This is a genomic window from Variovorax sp. 160MFSha2.1 (assembly GCF_048305075.1).
In the GTDB taxonomy this organism is placed as follows: domain Bacteria; phylum Pseudomonadota; class Gammaproteobacteria; order Burkholderiales; family Burkholderiaceae_C; genus Variovorax; species Variovorax guangxiensis.
In genome coordinates this window covers 194,727-221,707 of the sequence record NZ_CP157624.1, presented here as the reverse complement: position 1 = coordinate 221,707, position 26,981 = coordinate 194,727, and the positions used below count along the sequence as shown (strand labels likewise).

The 26,981-nt window shown below is 69.7% G+C and carries 27 protein-coding genes; 19 read left to right on the top strand and 8 right to left on the bottom strand.

Annotated features, from left to right (window positions below; translation table 11 throughout):
- Positions 1-2 precede the first annotated feature (2 nt).
- A complete protein-coding gene (locus tag ABL838_RS00955; protein WP_418123693.1) occupies positions 3-1,574 on the bottom strand; it encodes a metallophosphoesterase in 1,572 nt (523 codons plus the stop codon).
- 113 nt (positions 1,575-1,687) lie between these two features.
- On the bottom strand, positions 1,688-3,265 hold the full coding sequence (locus tag ABL838_RS00950; protein ID WP_418123692.1) for a phospholipase D family protein: 1,578 nt from the start codon (positions 3,263-3,265) through the stop codon (positions 1,688-1,690).
- Between the two features lie 72 nt (positions 3,266-3,337).
- Here ABL838_RS00950 and ABL838_RS00945 point away from each other — a divergent pair, with 72 nt between their 5' ends.
- Complete coding sequence (locus tag ABL838_RS00945; protein WP_184638847.1) at positions 3,338-4,567, top strand: nucleoside recognition domain-containing protein; 1,230 nt, start codon at positions 3,338-3,340, stop codon at positions 4,565-4,567.
- Here ABL838_RS00945 and ABL838_RS00940 read toward each other — a convergent pair.
- Complete coding sequence (locus tag ABL838_RS00940) at positions 4,549-6,555, bottom strand: alkyl/aryl-sulfatase (protein WP_418123690.1); 2,007 nt, start codon at positions 6,553-6,555, stop codon at positions 4,549-4,551. The genes ABL838_RS00945 and ABL838_RS00940 overlap by 19 nt on opposite strands.
- A 73-nt stretch (positions 6,556-6,628) precedes the next feature.
- Between ABL838_RS00940 and ABL838_RS00935 the strand changes: the two genes are divergently transcribed.
- The 5 genes from ABL838_RS00935 (at position 6,629) to ABL838_RS00915 (ending at position 10,546) form a co-directional block, all read left to right on the top strand.
- On the top strand, positions 6,629-7,549 hold the full coding sequence (locus tag ABL838_RS00935) for a LysR family transcriptional regulator (RefSeq protein ID WP_418118683.1): 921 nt from the start codon (positions 6,629-6,631) through the stop codon (positions 7,547-7,549).
- Positions 7,550-7,592: 43 nt separating this feature from the next.
- Positions 7,593-8,102, top strand: coding sequence for a flavin reductase family protein (locus tag ABL838_RS00930; protein ID WP_184638853.1), 510 nt, complete (start codon positions 7,593-7,595; stop codon positions 8,100-8,102).
- A complete protein-coding gene (locus ABL838_RS00925) occupies positions 8,099-8,602 on the top strand; it encodes a BON domain-containing protein (RefSeq protein ID WP_418123688.1) in 504 nt (167 codons plus the stop codon). The genes ABL838_RS00930 and ABL838_RS00925 overlap by 4 nt, the downstream gene beginning before the upstream one ends.
- Positions 8,603-8,696: 94 nt before the next feature.
- On the top strand, positions 8,697-9,605 hold the full coding sequence (locus ABL838_RS00920; protein WP_126020513.1) for a DMT family transporter: 909 nt from the start codon (positions 8,697-8,699) through the stop codon (positions 9,603-9,605).
- Positions 9,602-10,546 (top strand): glutaminase, encoded by a 945-nt coding sequence (locus ABL838_RS00915; RefSeq protein ID WP_418118682.1) that lies wholly within the window; start codon positions 9,602-9,604, stop codon positions 10,544-10,546. Before ABL838_RS00920 ends, ABL838_RS00915 begins: the two co-directional genes overlap by 4 nt.
- Before the next feature lie 7 nt (positions 10,547-10,553).
- Here the strand turns inward: ABL838_RS00915 and ABL838_RS00910 are convergent, their stop codons facing one another.
- Positions 10,554-11,552: an NAD-dependent epimerase/dehydratase family protein gene (locus tag ABL838_RS00910; RefSeq protein ID WP_418123686.1), complete on the bottom strand. Its 999-nt coding sequence runs from the start codon at positions 11,550-11,552 to the stop codon at positions 10,554-10,556.
- 95 nt (positions 11,553-11,647) lie between these two features.
- Here ABL838_RS00910 and ABL838_RS00905 point away from each other — a divergent pair, with 95 nt between their 5' ends.
- From ABL838_RS00905 to ABL838_RS00895, 3 genes are all read left to right on the top strand, one after another.
- Positions 11,648-12,586 carry a LysR family transcriptional regulator gene (locus ABL838_RS00905; RefSeq protein ID WP_418123684.1) on the top strand — a complete coding sequence of 313 codons (939 nt, stop codon included), beginning with the start codon at positions 11,648-11,650 and terminating at the stop codon, positions 12,584-12,586.
- Positions 12,583-13,077, top strand: coding sequence for a hypothetical protein (locus ABL838_RS00900; RefSeq protein WP_126020521.1), 495 nt, complete (start codon positions 12,583-12,585; stop codon positions 13,075-13,077). Before ABL838_RS00905 ends, ABL838_RS00900 begins: the two co-directional genes overlap by 4 nt.
- 173 nt (positions 13,078-13,250) lie before the next feature.
- Positions 13,251-14,288 carry an aliphatic amidase gene (locus ABL838_RS00895; RefSeq protein WP_418123682.1) on the top strand — a complete coding sequence of 346 codons (1,038 nt, stop codon included), beginning with the start codon at positions 13,251-13,253 and terminating at the stop codon, positions 14,286-14,288.
- A 6-nt stretch (positions 14,289-14,294) separates the two neighbouring features.
- On the opposite strand, the gene ABL838_RS00890 is transcribed toward ABL838_RS00895, so the two are convergent.
- Positions 14,295-15,188: a LysR family transcriptional regulator gene (locus tag ABL838_RS00890; RefSeq protein WP_126020525.1), complete on the bottom strand. Its 894-nt coding sequence runs from the start codon at positions 15,186-15,188 to the stop codon at positions 14,295-14,297.
- Positions 15,189-15,292: 104 nt separating this feature from the next.
- Between ABL838_RS00890 and ABL838_RS00885 the strand changes: the two genes are divergently transcribed.
- The 3 genes from ABL838_RS00885 (at position 15,293) to ABL838_RS00875 (ending at position 17,604) form a co-directional block, all read left to right on the top strand.
- Positions 15,293-15,487, top strand: a complete 195-nt coding sequence (locus tag ABL838_RS00885) for a DUF1127 domain-containing protein (protein ID WP_126021252.1) — start codon at positions 15,293-15,295, stop codon at positions 15,485-15,487.
- A gap of 70 nt (positions 15,488-15,557) precedes the next feature.
- Positions 15,558-17,249: a hypothetical protein gene (locus tag ABL838_RS00880; RefSeq protein ID WP_418123680.1), complete on the top strand. Its 1,692-nt coding sequence runs from the start codon at positions 15,558-15,560 to the stop codon at positions 17,247-17,249.
- 22 nt (positions 17,250-17,271) lie between these two features.
- Positions 17,272-17,604, top strand: a complete 333-nt coding sequence (locus ABL838_RS00875; RefSeq protein WP_418123678.1) for a hypothetical protein — start codon at positions 17,272-17,274, stop codon at positions 17,602-17,604.
- A gap of 19 nt (positions 17,605-17,623) precedes the next feature.
- Here ABL838_RS00875 and ABL838_RS00870 read toward each other — a convergent pair whose 3' ends face one another.
- Positions 17,624-18,664: a LacI family DNA-binding transcriptional regulator gene (locus ABL838_RS00870; RefSeq protein WP_418123676.1), complete on the bottom strand. Its 1,041-nt coding sequence runs from the start codon at positions 18,662-18,664 to the stop codon at positions 17,624-17,626.
- 130 nt (positions 18,665-18,794) lie between these two features.
- Here ABL838_RS00870 and ABL838_RS00865 point away from each other — a divergent pair, with 130 nt between their 5' ends.
- The 7 genes from ABL838_RS00865 (at position 18,795) to ABL838_RS00835 (ending at position 25,530) form a co-directional block, all read left to right on the top strand.
- Entirely contained in the window at positions 18,795-19,661 is an 867-nt protein-coding gene (locus ABL838_RS00865; protein WP_418123674.1) for a dioxygenase, read from the top strand.
- A 19-nt stretch (positions 19,662-19,680) separates the two neighbouring features.
- Positions 19,681-20,445: an SDR family NAD(P)-dependent oxidoreductase gene (locus ABL838_RS00860; protein ID WP_418123672.1), complete on the top strand. Its 765-nt coding sequence runs from the start codon at positions 19,681-19,683 to the stop codon at positions 20,443-20,445.
- The gene (locus ABL838_RS00855; RefSeq protein WP_418123671.1) at positions 20,442-21,332 is read left to right on the top strand and encodes a 3-keto-5-aminohexanoate cleavage protein; all 891 of its coding nucleotides are present in this window, start codon (positions 20,442-20,444) and stop codon (positions 21,330-21,332) included. The genes ABL838_RS00860 and ABL838_RS00855 overlap by 4 nt, the downstream gene beginning before the upstream one ends.
- Positions 21,333-21,335: 3 nt before the next feature.
- Positions 21,336-22,334 carry a quinone oxidoreductase family protein gene (locus tag ABL838_RS00850; RefSeq protein WP_418123670.1) on the top strand — a complete coding sequence of 333 codons (999 nt, stop codon included), beginning with the start codon at positions 21,336-21,338 and terminating at the stop codon, positions 22,332-22,334.
- A gap of 20 nt (positions 22,335-22,354) precedes the next feature.
- Positions 22,355-22,711: a cupin domain-containing protein gene (locus ABL838_RS00845; RefSeq protein WP_418123669.1), complete on the top strand. Its 357-nt coding sequence runs from the start codon at positions 22,355-22,357 to the stop codon at positions 22,709-22,711.
- 66 nt (positions 22,712-22,777) lie between these two features.
- On the top strand, positions 22,778-23,767 hold the full coding sequence (locus tag ABL838_RS00840; protein WP_418123668.1) for a tripartite tricarboxylate transporter substrate binding protein: 990 nt from the start codon (positions 22,778-22,780) through the stop codon (positions 23,765-23,767).
- Positions 23,767-25,530 (top strand): amidohydrolase, encoded by a 1,764-nt coding sequence (locus tag ABL838_RS00835; RefSeq protein ID WP_418123666.1) that lies wholly within the window; start codon positions 23,767-23,769, stop codon positions 25,528-25,530. The genes ABL838_RS00840 and ABL838_RS00835 overlap by 1 nt, the downstream gene beginning before the upstream one ends.
- A gap of 7 nt (positions 25,531-25,537) precedes the next feature.
- On the opposite strand, the gene ABL838_RS00830 is transcribed toward ABL838_RS00835, so the two are convergent.
- Both ABL838_RS00830 and ABL838_RS00825 read right to left on the bottom strand, forming a co-directional pair.
- A complete protein-coding gene (locus ABL838_RS00830; RefSeq protein WP_126020545.1) occupies positions 25,538-26,113 on the bottom strand; it encodes a uracil-DNA glycosylase family protein in 576 nt (191 codons plus the stop codon).
- A gap of 4 nt (positions 26,114-26,117) precedes the next feature.
- Positions 26,118-26,945 carry an isocitrate lyase/PEP mutase family protein gene (locus tag ABL838_RS00825; RefSeq protein ID WP_418123664.1) on the bottom strand — a complete coding sequence of 276 codons (828 nt, stop codon included), beginning with the start codon at positions 26,943-26,945 and terminating at the stop codon, positions 26,118-26,120.
- Positions 26,946-26,981 lie beyond the last annotated feature (36 nt).

The window sequence follows — 26,981 nt, the reverse complement described above, 5'->3', positions numbered from 1 at the left end:
CGTCACGGCGTCAGGAAGCCCGTCTTGTCGCAAGCCAGCGTGCGCCCGGTCTGCACGCAGGTGGCGAGCAGCTTGCCGGCCACGGTGTAGGCCTTGAAGGTCCAGCCCACGCCGGGCGAGGCCTTGCGCTCCATCAGCATGAAGCCGAAGCTGGCATGGTGCGTGATGCGGTCGACCGTCACGTCCGGCGCGGGCGTGGTGCCGGGAGCCAGCGGATCGGGCAGCGCCACGTCGAGGTTGTCGCCGCCGTTGCCCGACACCAGCGTCGCGGGATGGTCGGTGGCGAAGTTCAGCGCCTGGAAGTCGTGCACATGGCCGTGCAGCGCGACGTGCACGCCGCTCGGGTAGTAGGCCTTGGGGTTGAGGTTGCTCATCACCGACTGCAGCGCGAGGTTGCCCGGCGCCGGGGTCTGGCCCGCGACCGGCGCGAAGGCCAGGATCGGGTGGTGGTTGGTGAACATCGTGGTCGTGATGCCAGGCTTGGCGGCCAGCGTCGCGACGGTCTGGAACTGCTTCTGGTAGGCGATGAACTGCGGATCGTTCGTCGCCAGCGCCGCCTTGCCGGCCTTGGCCGAGTCGAACACGATGATCTGCGAGCCGGTGCCCAGCTGCACCGCGTATGGCTCGGAATAGTTGCCGGTGCTGTCGTTGGCCGGGTCGTTGCACGAGCGCTTGTCGGAGTACGGGCGCGGATCGAGGAAGCGGATCCAGCCCTGGCCGCCGCGCGCGCATTCCTCGTGGTTGCCGCGCACCACGATCCACGGCGCCTTGGCCAGCAGCGGCGCGGCCGGCTTGAAGAAGTCGGCTTGCCAGGTGTCCCAGCCATAGCCCCAGGGGCTGTCCTTGCAGCCGGCGATGTCGTCGGGGCAGGCGTTCTCGCGGTAGTGGTAGTCGCCGATGTGCAGCACCAGGTCGGGGTTGAAGCCCGCGCCGGTAGCCGCGAGCGGCGCGAAGGGCCACACGGTGCTGTCGTTGCAGGGCTGGTAGGCCTTGTCGGCCTTCTTCAGGCGGCAGCCGGTGTCGGCCAGCACCAGAACACGTTGCGGTTCGGCCTTGGGCATCGGCAGCGTGCGGCTGCCGATGGCGGCCTGCTTCGCGTCGGCCGGGAGCGTGGTCTCGCAGGCCGAGACGGGAAAGGCGGAAGGCTTCGAATCGGCCGGGTCGCTGGCCGTGGGGCGCAGCGCCATGGTGCCGGCGCCCACGCGCAGGGTCATGCGCGTGACCTTGCCGTCGATCGTGATCTGCGGGCACACGGCGTTGGCGTCGGCCGTCGTGTCGGCCGACGGTGCGGCGTAGCTGGTGATGGCGCGCGCGATGGCCGCGTTGTTGTCGCCGATCTCCACCCAGGTGGCCTGCAGGTTGGCGTCGGCCGAGGCGGCGTCGGGTTGCGGGGCGGGAGCCGGCGCTGGGGCCGGAGCGGGTGCCGGGGCCGCCGGTGGCCCCAGGACGATCGACTGGTTGTTGCCGCCGCCGTTGCAGCCCTGCAGCAGGATGGCGGTGCAGGCTAGGCCGGCCAGCCAGCGCAGGTCGCGCATGGCGCGCGGCGCGGGGGCCGCGGTGAGTGTGGTGCGCATCTGGGAATCCCTCTGGTTGTTGTGTCGTGGGACGCCGCAATCTAGAGGGCCAGTGTGCAAGCCGTATTACATCGCTGCAGGCGCGCCGCGGGCGCGCATCGACGAAGGAACCGCTACAGCAGCTCTTCGCCCACGATCGGCAGCAGCAGCCAGTTCTTGAAGCGCAGCCAGAGGAATTCGCCGGGCTCGTCCTCGTGGACGATGTCGCCGCCGGCGTCGTCGTACTCCAGCCACTGCACGCGCCGGCCGTTGGGCGCGAGCCGCAGCCGGTAGCCGAGGTTCACGCGCTCGCCGCTCATGAGCCTGTCGTAGTCCTTCACCAGCTCGGGGCTGTCGATGACCAGCCCCATCTCGGTGTTGACCGCGGCCGAGCGGTGGTCGAGATTCATCGAGCCGATGAAGAAGCGCTCGTCGTCGACGATCGCCAGCTTGGCGTGCAGCCGGCTGATCGACTTGCCGAAGTCGCCGAAACGCCCCGACTTGCCGGTGAGCGTGGGCGCGATCTCGTAGATGGTGACGCCGATCTTCAGCATGTCGGCGCGGTAGCGCTCGTAGCCCGCATAGGCCAGGGGCTCGTCGGTGGCGCCCAGCGAGTTCGTCACCACCGTGATGCGCCCGCCGCGCTCGATGGCCTTCTTCATCATCGCCATGCCGCGCGCACCCGGGATGAAGTACGGCGAGCCGATCTTCACCTCGCGCCTGGCCGAATTGATGACGCTCAGCGCCCCCTCGGTCACGCTGCCCTCGTAGGCGGCCTCGGCCTTGCGCGTGATCTTCTCGGGGTCGTCCACGAACAGCGTCGACGGTGCCCAGTAGCGCTCGACGTTGCCGGCAATGAGCTGCTGCCCCACCGGCGACTTGTCGAGCACGTCGCGCTGGTGCATGGCCACGTCGGGCACCGCGGTGCGCGCGATCTCGTCGAAGCGCTTCTGCGCCTGCGCAACGGGCATGCGCAGCGGCGCGATCTGCTCGATGGGGCGCACGTGCTCGCTGTTCCAGTATCGGTCGAAGCCCTCGGACATCTGGCGCACCACCGGGCCGCTGGACAGCACGTCCATGTCGATGAAGTTCGCGGCCGTGCTGCGCATGAAGTATTCGTTGGCGATGTTGCGGCCGCCCGAGACCGCGAAGCTGTTGTCGGCCACCAGAAGCTTGTTGTGCATGCGGTGGTTGATGCGGCCGAAATCGGTCAGCGAGAACAGCAGCCGCGTGGCCAGCGAACTCGCGCGCGACGGCAGCGGGTTGAACAGCCGCACCTCGATGTTCGGGAAGGCCGACAGCGTGCTGAACACCTCGTCCTCGCCGCCCGTGTAGAGGTCGTCCACCAGCAGCCGCACGCGCACGCCGCGCGCCGCGGCCTCGCGCAGCTCCTTGAGGAACAGCAGGCCGACGTCGTCCTTCTGGATCAGGTAGTACTGCACGTCGAGCGACTTCTCGGCATGCCGCGCGAGCGAGATGCGCGCATCGAAGGCGAAGGCGGCCTCCGGCAGCAGCCTGAAGCCCGAGAGCGAGGTCGACCCGCCAGGCGTGCCCTTGGCCGCCAGCTGCCCGAGCTCGGTCTGCGACACGTCTGTGAAGGCCGTGACCACCGGGCGCGGCTGCGGCGGCGGCAGGCTCGCGCAACCCGCCAGCCACAGGGCGGCGGCGCCCAGTGCGAGAGCGGCGAATCGGCGGACGATGGAGGCGCGCATGGGCCGAACTGTAGCTCGCGGCGGCCCCGGATGGCGGCCCTATCATCGAAGCGAAACAAAAGGAAAAGAAGCGTGCTCAACGGCTTGTGGCTGGGTTTCTTCGGGGTGGCGGCATTGGCGGCGCTGGTGCGCTGGCTGGTGGGGGGCGATCCGACCGTGTTCGCGGCGCTGGTCGAAAGCCTGTTCGCGATGGCGCGGCTGGCGGTCGAGGTGATGGTGTTGCTGTTCGGCACGCTCACGCTGTGGCTGGGCTTCCTGCGCATCGCCGAGGCGGCGGGGCTGGTGGGCTGGCTCGCGCGGCTGCTGGGGCCGCTCTTCCGGCGGCTCATGCCGGGCGTGCCGGCGGGGCATCCGGCGCTCGGGCTGATCACGATGAACTTCGCGGCCAACGCGCTGGGGCTGGACAACGCCGCCACGCCCATCGGCCTGAAGGCGATGCGCGAGCTGCAGCGGCTGAACCCCGACCCGGTGACGGCCACCAACGCGCAGATCCTCTTTTTGGTGCTCAACGCCTCGTCGCTGACGCTGCTGCCGGTCACCATCTTCATGTACCGCGCGCAGCAGGGCGCGGGCGACCCGACGCTGGTGTTCCTGCCTATCCTGCTGGCCACCAGCGCCTCCACGCTGGTCGGGCTGCTGTCGGTGGCGGTGGCGCAGCGCCTGCGGCTGTGGGACCCGGTGGTGCTGGCCTACCTGGTGCCGGGCGCGCTGCTGCTGGGCGGATTCATGGCCCTGCTGGGCACGCTGTCGGCGACGGCCATCGCCTCGCTGTCGTCGCTGCTGGGCAATCTGACGCTGTTCGGCGTGATCGTCGTGTTCCTGCTGGCGGGCGCCATCCGCCGCATCAAGGTGTACGAATGCTTCATCGAGGGCGCGAAGGAAGGCTTCGACATCGCGAAGAACCTGTTGCCCTACCTGGTGGCGATGCTGTGCGCCATCGGCGTGCTGCGCGCGTCGGGCGCGCTCGACTTCGCGCTCGGCGGCCTGCGCTGGCTGGTGACCGCGGCGGGGCTCGACGCGCGTTTCGTCGACGCCATGCCCACCGCGCTGGTCAAGCCCTTCTCGGGCAGCGCGGCGCGCGCGATGCTGATCGAGACCATGAAGAGCCACGGCGTCGACAGCTTCCCCGCGCTGGTGGCCGCCACCATCCAGGGCAGCACCGAGACCACCTTCTACGTGCTTGCGGTGTACTTCGGCGCGGTGGGCATCCAGCGCACGCGGCATGCGGTGTCGTGCGCGCTGCTGGCCGAGCTGGCGGGCGTGGTGGCCGCCATCGCTGTCTGCTATTGGTTCTTCGGCTGAGCGCGGGGCTCGACGACCGGGAACATCGGCTCGAAGGTGTCGAGCATCGACATCAGCTCCGCCAGCTTCGTGCGGTCGCCGTCGATCTTCACCTTGCCCGCGAGCACCGCCGCCGGGAAGCTGGTTTCCTTCAGTGTGATCGCGTCGAGCGTGGCGCGGCTCAGCGTCACGGTGGCGTCGGCATCCGGCTGGCGGCCCGCGATGTGCGTGAGCGCGGAGTTCTCCAGCGTCAGCACGAACTGCTGGTTCGAATCGGTGAAGTTCCAGTTGATGGCCATCTTCCTGCCCTCGGCCCTGGCCGCGTTCAGCCGCACGCCGAGGAAGTCGAAGAACAGGTCGTTGCTCACGGCCTTGAGCGAATCAGCGTTGGCGCTGTTGCCGGCAGCGATCTTCGGCACGCCGTTGCGCAGCTCCATCGCGCCCACCAGATAGGCGCTGCGCCAGGTGCCGGCCTCCGACTGGTAGCCCATCTGCTCCAGGGCGTCGGCGCCCAGTTCGCGGGCCGCGCGGTTGGCGGGGTCGGCGTACACCACCTGGCTCATCGCGCTGGCCACCCAGCGGAACTCGCCCTTCCTGAAATCTTCGCGGGCGCGCGCCAGCACCGCGTCGGCACCGCCCATGTACTCGACGGTCTTCTTCGCATAGGCCACCGGCGGCAGCGGGTTCAGGTTGGCGGGGTTGGCGTCGTACCAGCCCAGGTACTTCTGGTAGACGGCCTTGGCGTTGTGCCGCAGCGTGCCGTAGTAGCCGCGCGCGGACCATTCCTGTTCCAGGCTCGCGGGCATGCGCAGCGTCTCGGCGATGTCGGCCGCGGTGTAGCCCTGGTTGAGCAGGCGCAGCGACTGGTCGTTGATGAACTTGTACATGTCGCGCTGCTTCTTCAGCAGGTCGACGATGCGGTCCTGCCCGAAGGTGGGCCAGTGGTGCTGGGCGATCAGCACCTCGGCCTTGCCGCCGAAGGCCACGCGCGCCTCGTCGATGTACTTCGACCACAGGTTGCCGTCGCGCACCTCCGCGCCGCGGATGGTGTAGAGGTTGTGCATGTTGTGCGTCACGTCCTCCGCCATGTTGAGCACGCGGAACTGCGGCAGGTACATGAGCATTTCCGACGGCGCCTCGGAGCCCGGCACCAGCCTGAAGACGAACTGCACGCCATCGATGGTGCGCTCCTCCGTGGGCTTGTCGATGGTGGACGTGGGCGCGATCAGCGACATGGTGCCGCGCGCCAGCGCCTTGCCCAGGCCGGTGTCGACCTGCCCGCGCACGCCCGGCGGCAGCAGCGTGCCGAACTGGTACTGCGAGCGCCGGCTCATCGCGTTGCCCGCGAGGATGTTCTCGGCCACCGCCGTTTCCATGAAGCCCGAGGGTGCCAGCACCTGTACCTTGCCGGCCTTCACGTCGGCCTCGTCGATCACGCCCTTCACGCCGCCGAAGTGGTCGGCATGGCCGTGCGTGTAGATCACCGTGCCCACCGGCTTGCGCGGGCGGTGCTGGTAGTAGAGCTCCAGCGCGGCGCGCGCGGTCTCGGCGGCCAGGAGCGGATCGATGACGATCAGGGAGCTGTCGCCTTCGACGATCGTCATGTTCGCGATATCGAAGCCGCGCACCTGGTAGACGCGCTCCGTCACCTTGAAAAGGCCATGTATCGCATTGAGCTGGGCCTGCCGCCAGAGGCTGGGGTTGACCGTATCGGCCGGCGCGTCGGTCTTGAGGAAGTCGTAGGGCTTCATGTTCCACACCGGGCGAGCGCCGGAGCCCGGCACCAGCGCGTCGGGCATGGTGCCGACGAAGCCGTGCATCGCGTCCTCGAAGTCCTGCCGGTTGGCAAAGGGCAGCGTCTTCGCCATCTCGGCGTTGGCCTGCAGCGTGGAGGGCTCGGGCGCCTTGGGCGCGGTCTGCGCAAAGGAGGCCGACGGCGCGCCCAGCGCGCATGCAAGGGCGACGAGCGCAACGGAGAAGGAAGAAGGAGCGGGCGAGGAAGATTTCATCCGGCAATGATGCGAAGCGCCAGAACCATTGGCAAATGCAAAATATGCGCTTCCTTTTGAAGCAAAACGCAAAATGCAGCTGCGCCAGCTCCAGCATCTCGTCGCCCTCGCCGACCAGGGCAGCTTCGGCCGCGCGGCCCAGGCGGTGCATCTCTCGCAGCCGGCGCTTTCGCGCAGCATCGAGAACCTCGAAGAGAACCTGCAGGCGCGCCTGGTCGACCGCGCCTACGGCAGCGTGCGCTTCACCCAGGCCGGCGAACTGGTGCTGGCGCGCGCCCGCGAGCTGCTGGCCGACGCGCAGCAGATCGCGCGTGACGTGTTGCAGCTCGAAGGCCTTGCCATCGGCAGCCTCGCGGTCGGCTTCGGCCCCTTCGCCGCCGGGACGCTGGGCCGCGCGGCGCTGTCGCTCATGACGCAGCGCCACCCGCAGCTGCAGATGCGCATGGAAGTGGCCGATACCGCCACCCTCTGCGAGCGCCTGCACCGCCGCGAGCTCGATCTGTTCGTCGCCGACACGCGAGACCTGACGAAGCTTCAGCCCGGGCTGAAGCTCTCGCGGCTGCCCAACCTGCCGGTGTCTTTCTTCGTGCGGCCGAAGCACCCGCTGCTGAAGCTCAAGCCCCGGCCCGTGCCGCTCGACAAGCTCATGGCCTACCCCGTCGCCGGCCCGCGCCTGCCGGCGGAGGTCGCGGCGCAGTTCGACCGGGTGGCGCCGCGCGGCGACCGCGGCGTGTTCAACGTAACCTGCGACGACGCCGGCACGCTGCGGCACCTGGCGCTCACCGCCGACGCGGTGATCCTCGCGCCGGTCGCCCCCGTGCCGGGCCACGACACCGACACCCTTGTTCCCCTGCCGGTGGCGGGCCTGGAGCGCATGCAGACGCACTACAGCCTCGTCACGCTGGCGGCGCGCACGCCTTCGCCGGCGGCCGCCGTCTATACCCGGCTGGTCGACGAGTTGATGGACCCGCTCGGGCAGGCCGGCGGGCACTGAGCCAAAATGGCCCTCCGCCTTCAAGCCTTTGCGTCTTTTTTCAGTGACCACTCCCCGCCGGGCCCAGCCGCCCTCCTTTTCGTCCGACGAGTTCCGTGAAGCCCTCGGCATGTTCGCCACCGGCGTCACCGTCGTGACCGCGCGCGCGGCGAACGGCACGCTGGTCGGCCTCACGGCCAACTCCTTCAACTCGGTGTCGCTGACGCCGCCGCTGGTGCTGTGGAGCCTGTCGCGCGCGGCCGGCTCGATGCCCGCGCTCAGCGCCGGCTCGCACTACACGGTGAACATCCTCGCGGCCAACCAGAAGGCGCTGGCCGAGCGCTTCGCCACCAAGAACATCGACCGCTGGGCCGACGTGGCCTTCACCGAAGGCCTGGGCGGCGCGCCGGTGCTCGTGGGCGCGGCGGCCAGCTTCGAGTGCTTCAACCGCAGCCGCTACGACGAAGGCGACCACGTGATCTTCGTCGGCGAGGTGGAGCGCTGCTCGCACGACGCGGGCGCATCGCCGCTGCTCTTCCACGGCGGTCGCTTCTACACGGAGCATCCCTTGTGACTCATCGTCCTGCGCTCCTGCTTGTCCTGCTGCTCGCCGCGCAGGCCGGCACGGCGCAGGAAGCGAACGGGCCGGTCAAGCAGAACTGGTTCGACGACCCGTTCTTCCAGCTCTCCTCGGGCCTGCCGGCCTGCGCCGTGCCCGAGGGCCCGTTCTACACGGCGCAAGAGCGTCGCCTGCAGACCCATTCGAGGCTGGAGCGCGGCACCACCTGCTGGCTGGCCGGCAAGTGCGCCGACAGCAACGCCTACCGCTACGACAAGCCGCTCGCGCCCAAGGTGCGCGCCGCGCTGCTGGCCGTGCCGGGGGTGAAGAAAAGCAGCGTCTGGGTCATCATCCAGCGCCGCTGGGTGTACCTGCAGGGCTGCGTGCCGGACGCGGCGCTCGCCAGGAAGCTGGAGCGCGCCGCGCGCGCGGTGGCCGACGTGGAAACCGTGGTGCCCGACCTGATGACGGGCACGCGGGGCAAGCCGCCCTATCCGGTGGCCCCGCCGGGATAGGGGCCGGGAAGCCTCGCGCGCACGCCGAACACGCCGCCGCGATACGATCATCGGATGAATCCGGCGGCTCCTCGCCGCGAACGACCCGATCCGAATGATCCAGCGCAAGACCCACCTCGACGGCCTCGCCATCGGCCTGCTCATCGCCTGCTGTGCCTTCTGGGGCCTGCAGCAGATCCTCATCAAGACCACCGTGGCGGAGGTGCCGCCGATGTGGCAGGCCTCGATCCGCATGGTCGGCGCCACTGTGCTGCTGTGGCTGTGGTGCGTGTGGCGGCGCGTGCCGCTCTTCGAGCGCGACGGCACGCTGTGGCCCGGGCTTCTGGCGGGCATGCTGTTCGCGGGCGAGTTCGCCGGCATCTACCTGGGGCTGCAGCACACCAGCGCATCGCGGCTCACGGTGTTCCTCTACACCGCGCCGTTCTGGGTCTCGCTGCTGCTGCCACGCTGGGTGCCGGCCGAGCGGCTGCGCGGCTTCCAGTGGCTGGGGCTCTTCATCGCGTTCTCGGGCGTGGTGCTGGCCTTCAGCGAGGGCTTCGCCCACATGAGCTCGTCGCAGCTCATCGGCGACGGCATGGCGCTGGCGGCCGGCATGCTCTGGGGCCTGACCACGCTCACGCTGCGCACCACGCGCCTGGCCACGGCCAGCGCCGAGAAGACGCTGTTCTACCAGGTGGCGGTCACCGCGGCGATGTGCCCGGTGCTGTCGCTGGTGCTCGGCGAGCACTGGAGCTTCTCGTACTCGGCCTGGGCCTGGACCTCCATCGGGCTGCAGACGGTGGTCGGCGCCTTCGCCAGCTATCTCGCATGGATGTGGTTGCTGCGGCACTACCCCGCCACGCAGATGTCGTCCTTCACCTTTCTCACGCCGCTCTTCGCGCTGGTGTTCGGCGTGGCGCTGCTGAAGGAGCCGCTCACCGCGCAACTGATCGTGGCGCTCATCGGCGTGGCGCTGGGCATCGTGCTGGTGAACCGGCGGCCTGCGGTACAACGCAGCGCATGAGCAGCAACATCACCCGATTCCAGCCCGTCCTCGACGAGATCGTCGCCACGCTGCGCCCGCAGCTCGGCCAGGGCGGCAAGGTCGCCAGCTACATTCCGGCGCTCGCGCGCGTCGATGCCCGGCAGTTCGGCATCGCGCTGCGCACCTGCGAGGGCGAGGAAGCCGGCGCGGGCGACTTCGAGACGCCCTTCTCCATCCAGAGCGTTTCCAAGCTCTTCACGCTCACGCTCGCCATGCAGCGCATGGGCGACGCGCTGTGGGAGCGCATCGGCCGCGAGCCCTCGGGCAACCCGTTCAACTCGCTGGTGCAGCTGGAAAACGAACAGGGCAAGCCGCGCAATCCCTTCATCAATGCCGGCGCCATCGCGGTGGCCGACCGGCTGGTGAGCCAGGCCAAAGCCAGCGGCGGCAGCGCCAAGGCCGACATCCTTGCGCTCATGCGCAGCCTGTGCGGCGAGCCCATCGCCTTCGACGACGAAGTGGCGCAATCGGAGGCCGACACGGGCTTTCGCAACATCGCGCTGGCCAACTTCATGAAGAGCTTCGGCAAGATCGACAACGACGTCGAGACCGTGCTGGACACCTACTTCCACCAATGCGCGCTGCGCATGAGCTGCCGCCAGCTCGCGCGCGCCGCCGCCTTCCTGTGCCGCGACGGGGCGCACCCCATCGACGGCGAGCCCGAGGTCACGGGCGAGCGGCAGACGCGCCGCATCAACGCGCTGATGCTCACCTGCGGCACCTACGACGCGGCGGGCGACGTGGCCTTCTCCATCGGCCTGCCCTGCAAGAGCGGCGTGGGCGGCGGCATCGTCGCGGTGGTGCCCGACAGGCTCACGCTGTGCGTGTGGTCGCCCGCGCTCGACGCCACCGGCAATTCGCTGCTGGGCATGAAGGCGCTCGAAATGTTCGTGGCGCGCACGGGTCTGTCGGTTTTCTGAACCTGCCTCAGGCGGCGGCAGCCACCGGCGCTGCGGCCAGGCAGCCCATGCCGTCCAGCGCCGTCTCCACGGCCTCTTCGAGCGGCGTATGCGGCTCGCGGCCGAGAAAGGCCACCAGCTTCGCGTTGTCCATCGCCACGGGCGTGCGCCACAGGTAGCGCATCTCGCGCAGTTCGCGGAAGGTCACGACGAAGGGCGAGGCCAGCGCCAGCAGCCACCACGGAAAGGCCGACACGCGGACCTTCGCGCCGGTGCGCCGCGCCACCACCTTGCGGATGGCCTCGCTCATGCGCGTGCCGTCCGAATCCCAGTGGCCTGCCATGTGGAAGCGCGCGAAGGGCTCCAGCCTGTCGCGCCGCGCGAGCAGCTCGACCATGGTGCGCGCCACGTCCGGCAGGTACGACCACTGGTGGCCTACACCGGGGCTGCCGGGCTGGCTCACGGCCCGCACGGGCTGCCCCGCCTTCACCAGCCCCTGCGAGAACCAGTTGTTGCCGGCCTTCGGCCCGAAGAAATCGCCGGCGCGCACGATCAGCACGCGCGCGCCCTGCCGGCTGGCCTCCTCGAGGCGCCGCTCCAGTTCGACGCGGATCGCGCCCTTGCTGGTGAGCGGATGCTGCGGCGAATCCTCCGCCAGCAGTGGAAAGGCGTCGGGACCGAAGTTGTAGACCGTGCCCGGCAGCACGATGGTCGCGCCCTCGGCCTTGGCTGCGGCGATGGTGCTGTCGAGCATCGGCAGCACCAGCTCCGACCAGCCGCGATAGCCCGGCGGGTTGACCGCATGCACGATGACCGAGCAGCCCTTCGCGGCGCGGCGCACCGACTGCTCGTCCATCGCGTCGCCCGCCAGCCAGGTGATTCCGTCGCTCTTTCCCTCTGTTGCGCCGCGCTTGAGCGCCCGCACATCCCAGCCCGCATCGCGCAGCTGGCGGGCCACCTCGCCGCCGATGCCGCCCGTTGCGCCGAGAACCAGAACCTTGTCGTTGCGTGCCGTTTCGTGTGCCATGAAATGCTCCAGAACAGTTGTCGATGGAAGAATTCTGGTTTCGACGGGGTTGCATTGGAATTGCCGAACATGAGCCATCAGCCATACATTTATGCATGACCTGGAACATCGGCTGGGAGCTTTACCGCTCCTTCCTCGGCGTGCTGCGCGAGGGCTCCCTGTCGGGCGCGGCGCGCGCGCTCGGCATCACCCAACCCACGGCGGGCCGCCACGTGGCCGCGCTCGAAGAGGCGCTGGGTGTAGTGCTCTTCACACGCTCGCAGACCGGCCTGCTGCCCACCGAGGTCGCGCTGGCACTGCGTACGCACGCGGAGGCCATGGAGAGCATCGCGGCCTCGATGGAGCGCGCCGCCACCAGCCAGGGCGAAGGCGTGCGCGGCGTGGTACGCGTATCGGCCAGCGAGGTGGTGGGCACGGAGGTGCTGCCGCCCATCATCACGCAGCTGCGCGAGGCGCATCCGGCGCTGAAGGTCGAGCTGGTGTCGACCAACCGCGTGCAGGACCTGCTCAGGCGCGAGGCCGACATCGCGGTGCGCATGGTGCGGCCCCGGCAGGAGCAGCTGGTCGCGCGCCGCATCGGCAACATCGAGCTGGGCTTTCACGCGCATCGCGACTACATCGCGCGCCACGGCACGCCGCGCAACCTCGACGACCTGCCGGCGCACACCGTCATCGGCTACGACCAGCCGCCGGCCTTCGTGCGCGCGGCGGGAAAGTCGATCAGGAACTTCACGCGTGACACCTTCTCGCTGCGCGCCGACAGCGACCTCGCCCAGCTCGCGCTGATCCGCGCGGGCGCGGGCATCGGCGTCTGCCAGGTGGGCCTCGCGAAGCGCGACCCCGCGCTGGTGCGGCTGATGCCGCGCGCCTTCTCGCTGAAGCTGGACACCTGGGTCACGATGCACGAAGACCTGCGCAACAGCCCGCGCTGCCGCGTGGCCTTCGACGCGCTGGTCGAGGGGCTGGTGCAATACGTCGGCGGCTGCGCAACGGAGGCGAAAATGCCACGCGCCAGACAGCAAGCATCCGAATGACCGATACGACCACAGACTCCGACACCCTCCCCCTGCAGGAAGACCGCCTCTGGCGCGACGACCGCTGGACCGCCCGCATCATCAAGAACGAGGAAGACGACGGCTGGGCCGTCGAGATGACCCGCCACGGCGACCCCGAGCCCGCCCTCGTCGGCCCCTGGACCATGGGCCGCGACAAGAAGAACCCGAAGCCGCTCGACGCGCCCGCCTTCTCCACGCTGGTGAAGACCGCCGCCGAAGTCATCCGCCGCCACGAGCAGCAGCTGCACGCCACGCTCAACAAGAGCGTGACCGTCACCGCGCGCGACGACCGGCGCGTGCGCGTGGCGCTTTGCATCGTGCCCGACGAGGACAACCCAACGGCCACGCTCACGGCCCATGACGACGCAGACGACAGTGAACTCGCCAGCGTGGGCGTGTCGCCCGCGTTCAGGCTCACGGCGAGCAGCGCGAGCGCGTGGATCGAGTCGGGCTACGCGCGCCCGCGCTGAGCGCGTTGCCGCCGCAATCAGCGAAATGACGTATGTGCAGCTCGCGATGAGTTGAGAACAATCGGCTCCGACGACACGCACCCATTGCTCCACCGGAAGGCCCGGATCGGTTGAACGCCGATCCGGGCCTTCCTGTTTTCTTCCTTCATCAACCATCCATCAGGAGCAGCGTCATGAGACACGGTGATATTTCGAGCAGCAACGATTGCGTGGGCGTCGCGGTCGTCAACTACAAGATGCCCCGCCTGCACACCAAGGCCGAGGTGCTGGACAACGCGCGCAGGATCGGCGAGATGCTGGTCGGCATGAAGAAGGGCCTGCCGGGCATGGACCTGGTGGTCTTCCCCGAGTACTCCACGCATGGGATCATGTACGACGCCAAGGAGATGTACGACACGGCCGGCACGGTGCCCGGCGAGGAGACGGCCATCTTCGCCGACGCCTGCCGCCGCGCGAACGTGTGGGGCGTGTTCTCGCTGACCGGCGAGCGCCACGAGGAGCACCCGAACAAGGCGCCCTACAACACGCTGATCCTCATGGACAACAAGGGCGAGATCGTCCAGAAGTACCGCAAGATCATGCCGTGGGTGCCCATCGAGGGCTGGTATCCGGGTGACCGCACCTACGTGAGCGAAGGCCCCAAGGGCATGAAGATCAGCCTGATCATCTGCGACGACGGCAACTACCCCGAGATCTGGCGCGACTGCGCGATGCGCGGCGCCGAACTCATCATCCGCTGCCAGGGCTACATGTACCCGGCCAAGGAGCAGCAGATCCTGGTGTCCAAGGCCATGGCCTTCATGAACAACACCTACGTGGCGGTGGCCAACGCGGCCGGCTTCGACGGCGTCTACTCGTACTTCGGCCATTCGGCGCTCATCGGCTTCGACGGCCGCACGCTGGGCGAATGCGGCGAGGAGGAGATGGGCATCAACTACGCCGAGCTGTCGATGGGCCTGATCCGCGACGCGCGGCGCAACGGCCAGTCGCAGAACCACCTGTTCAAGCTGCTGCACCGCGGCTACACCGGCACCATCAACTCCGGCGACGGCGACAAGGGGCTGGCGGCCTGCCCCTACGAGTTCTACACGAAGTGGATCAACGACCCCGAGGGCACGCGCGAGATGATGGAGTCGCTCACCCGCAGCACGGCGGGCACGCCCGAATGCCCGATCGGGGGGATTCCGAACGATCCGGCGCAGTCGCGCTGAAGGTGCTCATGCCTGGCTGAAGGTCTTCAGCACCTCGAGCACGCTCAGCGTCGCGCCGTCGAGCAGCGCATGCTGGCGGTGCGCGATGCCCACGCGGCGCGTGAGCTTCGGGCTCACCGGCAGGATCTGCATGCGGTCGTTGCTCGGCAAGGTATCGGTGGACTGCTGCAGCGGCAGCAGTGCGGCGCCATAGCCGGCGGCCACCAGGCTGCGCATGGCGGCGTCGTAGTTGAGCTCGATGCGTGCGCGCGGCGCGAAGCCGGCAGCGGCGAACCACTCCATGGTGAGGCGGTACATGTGCGTGGTCGCCTCGTTGAAGATCAGCGGCTGCGCCGCCAGCCAGGCCGGCGTGACGCGCTTCGGCGCCTTCCAGCGGCGCGGCACGAAGGCCATCATGGGCTGCTCGCACCAGGGCGTGACGACGATGCCGCGCAGCGGCGGCTGCGGAATGGCGACCAGGCCGATGTCGAGCGTGCCCGCGGCCAGCCGCTCCATGGCCTCGAAGGAGCCGCGGATGCTCACCTCCACGTCGATGCCCGAGTGCTCCGCGCCCAGCGCCTCCAGCACCTGCGGCAGCAGGTCGACCAGGACACCGGTGGAAGTACCGAGACGCACGCGGCCCACCCGCCCCTCGGCCTGCCGCTTGACCGCCTCTACCGCGTCGTCGGTGTCGCGCAGCAGCTTTCGCCCGCGCTCGACCAGCGCCGAGCCGGCCGCTGTCGGCGTGATGCGACGGTTGCCGCGCACCACCAGCGCCGCGCCCAGGCGCGATTCAAGTTCGCTGATGTGCAGGCTCACCGTGGGCTGGGCAAGGTGCAGCGCCTGGGCGGCCGCAGAGAAGGTGCCGAGGTCGACGATGGCGATGAGGGTGCGCAGTTGATCGAGGTTGAGCTGTCGCATGGGCTGTGCCGGTATCAGGAAGCCTGATTGCCAGGCTCAGAATTCTCAACTTCCACAATATCACGCCCGGCGAGAAGATGAGCGCACCAACCAAGGAGCCCATCGTGAATGCGCCTAAGCCAACGTCCTTTCATCAACGCCTGATCCATGCCCTGCGCGGCTGGCGCCGCCGCGTGGTGAATCGCCGCCGCGCCCGCGCCGATTCGCGGCACCTCGCCGGCATGAGCGAGCACGATCTGCGCGACCTGGGCATCGGACGCAGCGAAGTGCCGGGGCTGCTGGACGAGCACCGGTACTGAAGGCGGGGCCGAGCCTTCTTCTGCGGCGTCATCTTCAGGTAGCGCCCCGTTTTGAGGTTCAAATCGGGGCGTGCCCAAGCCAGCCCCACACGCCAACCAGGTTTCCATCGAACTCACCTCGCCGCAGTCGGTGAACGGCCGGCGCGCGGCCTTCCAGTCGCTGTGGCTGCTGGTACGCATGCAGCATGCCCACGAGGCCGGCGCCGATGTCGTGCGGCTGGCCGACCTGCGCGGCGAGGTCTCCGACGCCAGCACCCTGCGCATGGTGGTGAGCCGCGCGTTCCGCGACTTCAAGGCCTGGGGCATCGACGCCGGCTGGGGCGAGGACACGCAGCGCGAGCCCCGCTTCCTGAATGCCGAACGGCGCAGCCAGGGCCCCTTCTGGCTGCCCGCCGCCGAGGCGAAGCGCGTACGCGTGCTGGTGGAAGGCCGCGCGGCCGCCGCGGCAGAAGTGGCGTCCTTCCTCGGCCTGCGCTCGCGCGCCGCGCGCCAGGCCGCTGGCTCGCCGCCGCCCGACGCGGTGCATCTGCAGGACGCGGCGTTCTGGAAGCAGCTCGTCGCCTCGCAGCAGGCGGCGCGGCAGGGGCGGCTGATGGCGCCTGTCGCAGGCGAGAAGGCCGGCGAGAACGCAGGGGGCAACGCCCTCGAATCGATCCGCCTCGCCGGCACGCTGGCGGCCACCGACTTCCAGCGCGCGCTGGTCACGCTCAACGAGGCCATGTTGTGGCGCCGCCTCGGCGACAACGAGCAGGCACGGCGCCGGCTGCAGGCGCTCAAGAAGCAGCGGCTCGCGCACCACGTGGCGGGCAACGACTACCTGGGCGCGATGGAGTGCATCGTTTCCGCATGGTGCGCCTACACCGCGCGCGACCTGCCGCTGGCGCAGTCGCTGCTGAGCGGCATGGCCGAAGACGCGGTGCGCGCCCTGGTGCTGCGCCACCATCCCGACGTGCGCTTCGAGTGGTGCAACCTGTGGGCGCTGGCCTGCCGCTCGCGCGCGCTGGCGCTCGCGGCCGACGACAAGCCCGCCGCCGCCGCGCTGGCCGAGGAATCGCTGCAGCGCTTCGGCGAGGCGCTGGCGGCCGCCTTCGAATCGCACTCTTTCGACGCCGCGCAGCACGTGGCCGCCAACATGGGCATGGCCGCGTGGCTCTTCGACCGCGTGGGCCTGGCCGACCTGCCCGCGCTGGCGCACGACGGCAACGCCGACACCACCCGCCGCGCGGTGCAATGGATCGCCTTCAGCGAATGGCTCTGCGGCCACACCGACGGCCAGGGCCGCTCGGCATGGAACGCGATCTACCTGATGCGCATCGCGCGCGGCCACTGCCGGCCGGAGCGGCAGCCCACGCTCGCGCAATTCCGCGCGCAGAAGCCGCTGGACCCGGCCGCCATCTCGAAGCTGGCCGGCCCGCTCGCCGACGCCTTCGACGCGGCCAACTGGCCCGCGCGCTGGGTGCAGGTGGCGCAGGCGCGGCTGGCCGACCACCAGGCCGGACGCCGCCGCTACCCGGGCCTGCAGCACTGCAGCCTGCTCTTCGAGCACGCCTGGTACGCGGCGCATGCGGGCGAGCTGAAAGCGGCCGAGCAGTCGCTGGCGCTGCTGCGCGAGGTGCTGCCCCAGCTGGTGCCCAGCGACCGCGCCTACTTCACCGAATCGTGGAACGACCAGCTGCCGGCCGAGCTGGTGCTGGAGGCGAAGCCGCCGCGCCGGCCCGCCGCGCGCAGGAAACCCACGTCGCGCGCAGGTGTGGCACGCTAGCCAGATACGTTCTCACCAGAGCATGTCCGACAAGCCCAACGACCCCATCGACCTGGCCGCGCACCGCGAACGCCGCGCGCGGCTGCAGCAGCAGCGCCAGCGGGACGGGCAGCGCGACGCCGGCACGCCGCCGCCGGAGCCTGGCCCCGACGACGTGCCCTGTGCCCGGTGCGGGGAGCTCATCTACGGCAAGGTGCGGCAGTGCCCGCACTGCGGCGTGCACTTTCTGGGCGGTGCCGCGGTCTTCGCGCCGAAGCCGAAGATGTCGCTGCGCAACAAGTGCATCGTCGTGCTGGTCACGCTGGTGCTGCTCTACATGGGCCTGAGCGACGACATCGCCCGCTGGTGGTGGTAGCGGCAGCAGCGGCGAAGGCTCAGCGCGTGCCTGCCGGCGCGGCGGTCGACTGGCGCACCACCAGCTCGGGGCGCAGCACCACCGTCGAGGCCGACATCGAATGGCCGTCGATCTCCTCGAACAGCATCTCGGCCGCGCGCCAGCCCAGCTCGCGGTGCGGCAGCCGGATGGTGGTCAGCGGCGGGTCGACCATGTCGACCAGGGGCATGTCGTTGTGGCCGGTGACTGAAATGTCCTGCGGCACGCGCAGGCCCGCCTCGCGCAGCGCGTCGTAGGCGCCCAGCGCAACCAGGTCGTTGCAGCACACCACCGCCTGCGGCGCGGCACCCGCCTCGAGCATCTGCTTCATCGCTGCGGCGCCGGCTTCGCGGCTGTAGCTCGCGCATTCCACCACCCGGAAGGGCTTCATGCGGTGGTCGCGCAATGCCTGCTCCACGCCGAGGCGGCGGCCCACGCCGGTGGGAATGGTCTGCGGGCCCGCGAGGTGCGCGATGCGCTTGTGGCCCAGGCCCACGAGATGGTCGACCGCGAGCTTCATCGCGAGCCGGTCGTCGCTCACCACGGCCGGCAGGCGCCCGGTTTCGTCGGCGCGGTTGACCAGCACGGCCGTCATGCCGGCCCTGGTGACGAAGTCGACCAGCGGATCGTCGCGCGTGGCGGTGGCCATGACCACGCCGTCGACGCGCTGCGCCAGCATGCGCTCCAGCACCGGCCGCGCGAGCGCATGGTCGACCACGTTGGTGACGAACACGAAGTAGCCGCGCGCGGCGGCGCTGGCCTCGATGCCCTGCAGGATCGGCGGGAACACCGCGTTGGTGATGTCGGGCACCAGCACGCCGATGGTGTGGGTGCGCCCCGTGCGCAGCGCCGAGGCCGCGCGGTTGGGCCGGTAGCCCAGGCGCTGCGCGGCCTCCTCGACCACGCGCAGCACCTCCTCGCTGATCAGCGAGCGCTTCTCCGGGCTGAGCGCGCGCGAGACGGTGGACACGTGCACGCCGGCGGCGCGGGCGACGTCGCGGATGGTCACTGTGGCTGGTGTGGAAGGTTGATTGGCGCTCATTGATGCAAACGATTGTCGCCGGGCTGCATGGCTTCGGGTGGCTTTCCCTCATTCCTGAAGCCCGGATTCCCTCCATTTTACTTTTCGGCGATTTGGACTAATATCGTGCAAACGATTGCAAAGACTTACCATGAACATCGCCACCTCCCCCCACTCGGTGCTGGACCATGTGCTCGACGCCATGAGACACACGCCCGACCCCAGGCTGCGCACCGTGATGGAAGCGGTCACCCGCCACCTGCACGCGCTGGTGCAGGAGGTGAAGCTGACGGAAGAGGAGTTCGAGCAGGCGCTCGAATTCATCGTCGCCATCGGTCAGGCCACCGGCGAAACCAAGAACGAGGTGGTGCTGGCGGCGGACATCCTGGGCGTGTCGACCGTGGTCGCGCTGCAGAACAACCAGGACCCGCAAGGCGAGTCGCCGGCCGCGCTGCTCGGGCCCTTCTGGCGCGCGAACGCGCCGGCCTGCGCCCAGGGCGAGAGCATCGCGCGCTCGGGCACGCCGGGCACTCCGCTCGAAGTGACAGGCACGGTGCGCGACCACCAGGGCCGGCCGGTGGAAGGCGCCACGGTCGACGTGTGGCAGGCCTCGCCCGTGGGCCTCTACGAGAACCAGGACCCGTCGCAGGAGAACATGAACCTGCGCGGGCGCTTTGCCACCGATGCCGAGGGCCGCTTCCACTTCCGCAGCGTGCGCCCGGCCGGCTACCCGGTGCCGACCGACGGCCCCTGCGGCGTGCTGCTGCGCGCGCAGAAGCGCCACCCGAACCGGCCCGCGCATTTGCACTTCATGGTGAGCAAGCCGGGCCACAAGGTGCTCATCACGCAGGTGTTCGCCGACGACGACGAGAACCTCGAGAGCGACCCGACCTTCGGCGTGACGCGCCGGCTCATCGGCCGCTTCGCGCTCGCACCCGACGGAAAGAGCGCCTCGCTGCACCACGACTTCGAACTCGAACCCGGCGAGATGAAGTTCCCCCGTCCACCCATTCCCTGACTCCACTTCCCACACCGACATGAGCTTCGACCCAGTCTCCAGACTCGACGGCAAGGTCGCCGTCATCACCGGCGGCCTCGGCGCCATCGGCTATGCCACCGCCAGGCGCCTTGCCGCGCTGGGCGCCACCTGCGTGCTGCTGCACCGCAAGGGAGACGATGCCGCGGCCCGCGCGGCCACCCTGCCCTCGGCCGAAGGCCAGCGCCATGCGGCGATCCGCGCCGACATCGTCGACACGCCCAGCCTCGTGGCCGCCGCTGCCGAGGTGAAGGCCACGCTCGGGCGCTGCGACATCCTGGTCAACAGCGCGGGCCACACGAAGCCGGTGCCGGCCGGCGACCTCGACGCGCTGACCGACGAGCTGATCGACGACATCGTGCGTTCCAACTTCCGCGGCGTGTTCGCCACCATCCGCGCCTTCGCGCCGCTGTTGAAGGCGAGCGGCGACGGCCTAGTGGCCAACATCTCGTCCATCGCGGGCTTCACGGGCGTGGGCAGCAACCTCGCCTATGTGGCCGCCAAGGCCGGGCTCGACGTGGTGGGCGATGCGCTGGCCAAGGCGCTGGCACCCGCGGTGCGCGTGGTGTCGGTGTCGCCGGGTGCGGTGGAATCGGCCTTCGTGCCCGGGCGCGGCGCGGAGTTCGCGAGCAAGATGGCCAGCACCACGCCGCTGGGCCGCATCGGCCAGCCGGAGGATGTGGCCGCCACGGTCGAGGCGCTGGCCACCACCATGCGCTTCGTGACCGGCACGCGCATCGTGGTCGATGGAGGGCGCCACCTGTGAGCACCGCCAAGACCCTCATCACCTGCGCCGTCACGGGCAACCTCGTGAAGCCGGAGCAGACGCCGCACCTGCCGATCACACCGGTGCAGATCGCCGACGAATGCCTGGCCGCGGCCGAGGCCGGCGCGAGCCAAGTGCACATCCACGTGCGCAACCCCGAGACCGGCAGGCCCTCGATGGAGGTCGATCTGTACCGCGAGGTGGTCGACCGCATCCGCCGCGGCAACCGCGAGCTGATCGTGAACCTCACGACCGGCCCCGGCGGGCGCTTCATTCCGAGCGAGGACGACCCGAAGATCGCGGCGCCCGGCACGACGCTGCTGCCGCCCGAGAAGCGCGTGGAGCACATCGCGCTCATCAAACCCGACGTGTGCTCGCTCGACCTGAACACCATGAACTCCGGCCCCGACGTGGTCATCAACACGCCGAAGAACGTGCGGCGCATGGCGAAGGTGATGCGCGAGGCGGGCGTGAAGCCCGAGCTGGAGATCTTCGACTCGGGCGACATCAACCTCGCGCTCGACCTGATCGCCGACGGCACGCTCGAGGGGCCCGCCATGTGGACCTTCGTTCTCGGCGTGAAGTACGGCTTCGCGCCCACGCCCGAGACGCTGCTTTACGCACGCAACATGCTGCCGCGCGGCGCCTTCTGGAGCGCCTTCGGCATCGGCCGCATGGAGTTTCCGATCGTCGCGCAGGCCTGGCTGCTGGGCGGCCATGTGCGCGTGGGCATGGAGGACAACATCTACCTGGAGAAGGGCGTGCTCGCCGAGAGCAACGCCCAGCTCGTGGCGAAGGCGCGCGACATCCTCGTGAGCCTGGGCGGCGAAGTCGCCAACCCGCGCGAGGCACGCGCGATGCTGGGCCTGCCCGATGCGAGGAGCTGAACGATGAGCACCGCAGCCATGCACAGCCCACACGCACTTCGCGTGAACGAGAAGGCCGCCGACCTCGACGCGCTGAGGCTCGAAGCCGCGCCGCAACCCGAACCTGTGCCGCCACCCGGCCACGCCGTGGTGCACATCGCCGCCGCCGCGGTGAACCCCAGCGACGTGAAAGCGACGCTGGGCATCATGCCGCAGGCCGTGTGGCCCAGAACCCCCGGCCGCGACTTCGCGGGCACCGTCGTCAGCGGGCCTTCCGAATGGATCGGCCGCGAGGTCTACGGTTCCGGCGGCGACGTTGGCATCACCCGCGACGGCTCCCATGCGCGCTACCTGGTGCTGCCCGAGCAGGCGCTGCGCGCCAAGCCGCGCGGCATCTCGATGGACGAGGCCGGCGCGGTGGGCGTGCCCTTCGTCACCGCCTACGAGGGCTTCCGCCGCAGCGGTATGCCGCAGGCCGGCCAGACGGTGCTGGTGCTCGGTGCCAATGGCAAGGTCGGACAGGCGGCGGTGCAGCTCGCCTCGCAGGCCGGCGCGCGCGTGATCGCGGTGCAGCGCCGCGCCGGGCCTTTCGAGGGTTTCGCGAGCGGGCCGGTGGACACGATCGACGCGCGCCACCACGCCGACGTGGGCACGCGGGTGCGCGAGCTCACCGACGGGCGCGGCGCGCACATCGTCTACAACACCGTGGGCAGCGCCTACTTCGAGGCCGCCAACAAGGCCATGGCCAAGGGTGCGACGCAGATCTTCATCGCCACGCACGACCGCGCCGTGCCCTTCGACATCTTCGCGTTCTACCGCGGCATGCACACCTACGTGGGCATCGACTCGCTGGCGATGGACTGCGTCGCCAGCACCGCGCAGCTCGACGCGATGCGCGAGGGCTTCGAGCGCGGCACGCTCAAGCCCTTTCCGGTGGCGCGCCACTTCACGCTCGACGAGGCGCACGAGGCCTACCGGCTGGTGCTCTCGGGCAGCACCGACCGCGTCGTGCTGCGGCCCTGAACCCTTTCCGGAGCACATCCATGCACGTCACCCGCTTCGCCGAGGCGCCGCACTACGAGGCGCCCAACCATTTCGACATGCGCTGCCTGCGCCTTCAGGGCAAGGAGGCCGGCCCTTCCACGCAGATGTGGATGGGCATGAGCCAGATCCTGCCCGGCGGGCGCACCGGCCTCGACGGCTCGCCGATGGAAAAGCTCTACCTCGTGCTCGAAGGACAGCTGCACGTGATCGGCGAGATCGACGGCGCCCGCCAGGAAGAAGTGCTCGGCCCCTACGACAGCTGCCGCTTCGCGCCCGGCGAGAAGCGCCAGCTGGAAAACCGCGGCAACCGGCCGGTGCTGGTGGCGCTGGTGATGCCGAACGCACCGCCCGCCTAGCGGCTGTCTTCCTCTCTTTCCCGGTCATTCATCGCTCAACCAAATAGATCAACGGAGACAAGACGCATGAAGAAGACTTTCAACTGGAGCCGGCGGCAGACGCTCGCCGCGGCGGCGGCCCTCGCGGCCTGCGCGCTCACCGGCGCCCACGCGCAGGGGCCGTGGCCCGGCACGCAGGCGGTGCGGCTGGTCGTGCCCTTCACGGCCGGCAGCGGCACCGACATCGTCGCGCGCCTGGTGGCCGAAAAGCTCGGGCCGGCGCTGGGCACCAGCGTGATCGTGGACAACAAGCCAGGGGCGGGCGGCACGCTGGGCGCGGCCATCGTCGCCAAGTCGCCGGCCGACGGCTACACGCTGCTGGTGCACTCGGCCGGCCACCTCGTGAACCCGTGGATCTACAAGGGCCTGTCGTACGACACCCTCAAGGACTTCACCGGCATCACGCCGATGGCCAGCCTGCCCAACGTGCTGGTGACCGCGCCCTCGCACTTCGCCAACGTGAAGGACCTGGTGGCCAAGGCGAAGGCCAAGCCCGGCGGCTTCAACTACGGCTCGGCCGGCAACGGATCGGCCACGCACATGAACGCCGAGGTGTTCCGGCTCGCGGCCGGCGTCGACGCCCAGCATGTTCCCTTCCGCGGCACGCCCGAGGCGATGACCGAGGTGATGGCCGGGCGCGTCGACTGGTTCTTCGCGCCCATGGTGTCTGCCCTGCCGCTGATACAGACCGGCAAGCTGCAGGCGCTGGCCGTAGGCACCGGCAAGCGCTCTTCCGCGCTGCCCAGCGCGCCCACCACGGTGGAGGCCGGCGTACCGGGCTCGGAGTACCTGTTCTGGGTCGGCCTGTTCGCGCCCGCGAAGACGCCGCAGCCGGTGGTCGACCGGCTGCAGGCCGAGGTCGCGAAGATCATGGTGTCGCCCGAGCTGAAGGAGCGGCTGGAGAAACTGGGCGCCGAGCCGTTCACCATGCCTTCGGCTCAGTTCAACAAGTTCATCGTCGAAGAGACGGCGAAGGCCCAGCAGGTCGTGAAGGCCGCCAGCATCAAGGTGGACTGATGAAACTCACCCCCAGCCTTCGCGCACTTCGTGTCGCTTCGCCAACCCCCTCTCCGGGGGCGGCACCTGCGGCCCGGCAAAGCCGGTTCCGCGGTGTCCCTGGCCGGACGCTGCTGCTTACCAGCCTCTTCGCCCTGAGCTTTGCCGCGCAGGCTCAACCGGCCGACCTCGTCGTCACCAACGCGAAGATCGCCACGCTCGACGCCGCCGGCACCATGGCCCAGGCAATCGCTGTGCGCGACGGCCGCATCGTGGCCGTCGGCAGCGCCGCGCAGATGGGCGCTTTCACGAGCCCCGCGACACGCACTGTCGACGCAGGCGGACGCACCGTCGTTCCCGGCCTGATCGACTCCCATATGCACGCGGTGCGCGCCGCGCTGAGCTACTCCACCGAGGTCAACTGGATCGGCGCCGGCACCATCGCCGAGGCGATGGCGCGCATCCGCACCGCAGCGGCCAACGCGCGCCCGGGCGGCTGGCTGATCGTGGCCGGCGGCTGGACCGAGCAGCAGTTCGCCGAGCGCCGCCGCCCCACGCTGGCCGAGCTGCAGGAAGCGGCGCCGAACAACCCGGTGTACGTGCAGCTCTTCTACGAGGCGGTGGTGATGACGCCCAAGGCGCTCGAAGCGCTGGGCGTCGCACCCGGCACGCTGCCCGCCGGCATGAAGCCCGTGGCCGACGGCGCGCCAGGCTGGATGAGCGGCGACATCGTCGGCATCTCGGCTCTCTTCGACAAGCTGCCCAAGCCCACCTACGACGACAACGTGGCCGGCACGCGCGCCTTCTTCACCGAGCTCAACCGCCTGGGCATCACCGGCCTGGTGGACCCGGGCGGCTTCAGCATCGCGCCCTCGCAGTACGCGGCGCTCTTCCAGCTGTGGCGCGAGAAGGCGCTGACGCTGCGCGTGGCCTACAGCGTGTTCGCGCAGAAGCCCGGCGCGGAGCTGCAGGAGTTCCGCGACCTCACGCAGATGCTGCCGATGGGCTTCGGCGACGACATGCTCAAGTTCAACGGATTGGGCGAACGCGTGACGCTCGCCATGTACAACAACAACTTCCCCGACGAGGCCGCGAAGGCGAAGTTCTACGAACTCGTCAAGTGGGCCGCCACGAAGAAGATGGCCGTCACCATCCACTGGCAGGAGAACGGCTCGGTCGACCACCTGCTGGGGCTGTACGAGAAGCTGAACGCCGAAGTGCCGATCAAGGACCTGCGCTGGTCCATCGCCCACCTGGACGACGCCTCGCCTGAGACGCTCGCGCGCATGAAGGCGCTGGGCATCGGCTGGACCATGCAGGACGCGATGTACTTCCAGGGCGACCGCGCGCTCGCCGTGCGCGGCGACGCGGCTCGGCGCATGCCGCCCATAGGCACCGCGCTGCGCGCAGGCGTGAACATCGGCGCTGGCACCGACGCGCACCGCGTGGCCTCGTACAACCCCTTCGTTGCGCTGCAGTGGATGCTCGACGGCAAGACGGTGAGCGGCAAGGCCATGCGCGGCGCCGACGAGACGCCCACGCGCGAGCAGGCGCTGCGCCTGTACACGCAGGGCAGCGCGTGGTTCAGCTTCGACGAGGGCAGACGCGGCACGCTGGAGGTGGGCAAGCTCGCCGACTTCGCCGTGCTCGACCAGGACTTCTTCAGCGTGCCGCTGGAGCGCATAGGCAAGACAACATCGCTGATGACGGTGGTGGGCGGGCGCATCGTGTATGCGGCGCGGCCCTTCAACGCCACGGGTGCTTCGGTCGCCTTGGCGCCCTGAAACCCACTCAGAGCCCGAGCGCGTGCCGCACGCGCTCGCGCAGCACCGGCAGCACGTCGCTCTCGAACCACGGATGGTGCTTGAGCCAGCCCGTGTTGCGCGGCGACGGATGCGGCAGCGGAACGAAGCGCGGCGCGTAGTCGGCGAAGGCCTGCACGGTCTCGGTGACGCCCGCGTGCGCCTTCCTGCCGAGGAAATGGCGCTGCGCGTACTGGCCGATGAGCAGCGTCAGCTCCACCTGCTTCATCTGCGCGAACAGCTTCTCGTGCCACAACTCGGCGCATTCCCTGCGCGGCGGCAGGTCGCCGCTCTTTCCTCGGCCGGGGTAGCAGTAGCCCATCGGCACGATCGCCACGCGCGCGGCGTCGTAGAACACCTCGCGCTCGATGCCGAGCCAGCGGCGCAGCTGGTCGCCGCTGCGGTCGTTCCACGGTACGCCGGTCTGGTGCACCGTGAGGCTGGGCGCCTGGCCGACGATGAGCAGCCTCGCGCTCGCGCTGGCCTGCACCACCGGCCTGGGGCCCAGCGGCAGGTGCACCGCGCACGCACGGCAGGCGCGGACCTCGGCGAGCAGCGCCTCCACGGCCTCAGTCTGCGAAGGGTTTGAAGAAGGCGTTGAGCTCGGCACCCGGCGCGGCATCGGCGAAGCCGTCGAAGCGCCCGTCGGCCAGCGTGCGCGCGGCCCGGATGAAGCCGCCCCACGCCGCGCGCGCCAGCCCGCCGCCCACGCTGACGCGGCGCACGCCGAGTTCGGCGATGTCCTTCAACGTGAGTTCGCTGGGCGCGCCCACCAGCAGGTTGACCGGCTTGCCTCCCGCGGCGGCGACCACGGCGGCGATCTGCTCGCGCGTCTTGATGCCCGGGGCGTAGAGGCAGTCGGCGCCCGCATTGGCATACGCCTTGATGCGCGCGACGGCATCGTCCAGGTCGGGGCGGCCGGCGAAGAAATTCTCGGCGCGGCCGACCAGCAGCACGTCGGCGCCCGAGGCATCGATGGCCTTGCGCGCGGCGCGCAGGCGCTCCACCGCCACATCGAGCGGAAAGAGCGGATCGTCAGCGTTGCCCGTCGAATCCTCGATGGACAGGCCCGCCACGCCCATCTCGATGGCCAGGCTCACGCTTTCGGCCACGCCCTGCGCATCGGCGGCGAAGCCGTTCTCGAAGTCGGCGTTCACCGGCAGGTCGGTGGCTTCCACCAGTTCGCGCAGGTGCGCGAGGATGTGCTCGCGCGACATCGCGCCGTCCGCCTGCCCCTGCGACCAGGCGAAGCCGGAGCTGGTGGTGGCCAGCGCCTTGAAGCCCAGGCCTTCGAGATAACGCGCGCTGCCCGTGTCCCACGGGTTCGGAATGACGAAGCAGCCTTGTTGATGGAGCGCGCGGAAATCGGCGCGTTTTTCGGCGATGGTGCGGGTCATGGGGCCTCGGCTTTGAATGTTCAAGACGGTGGGCCG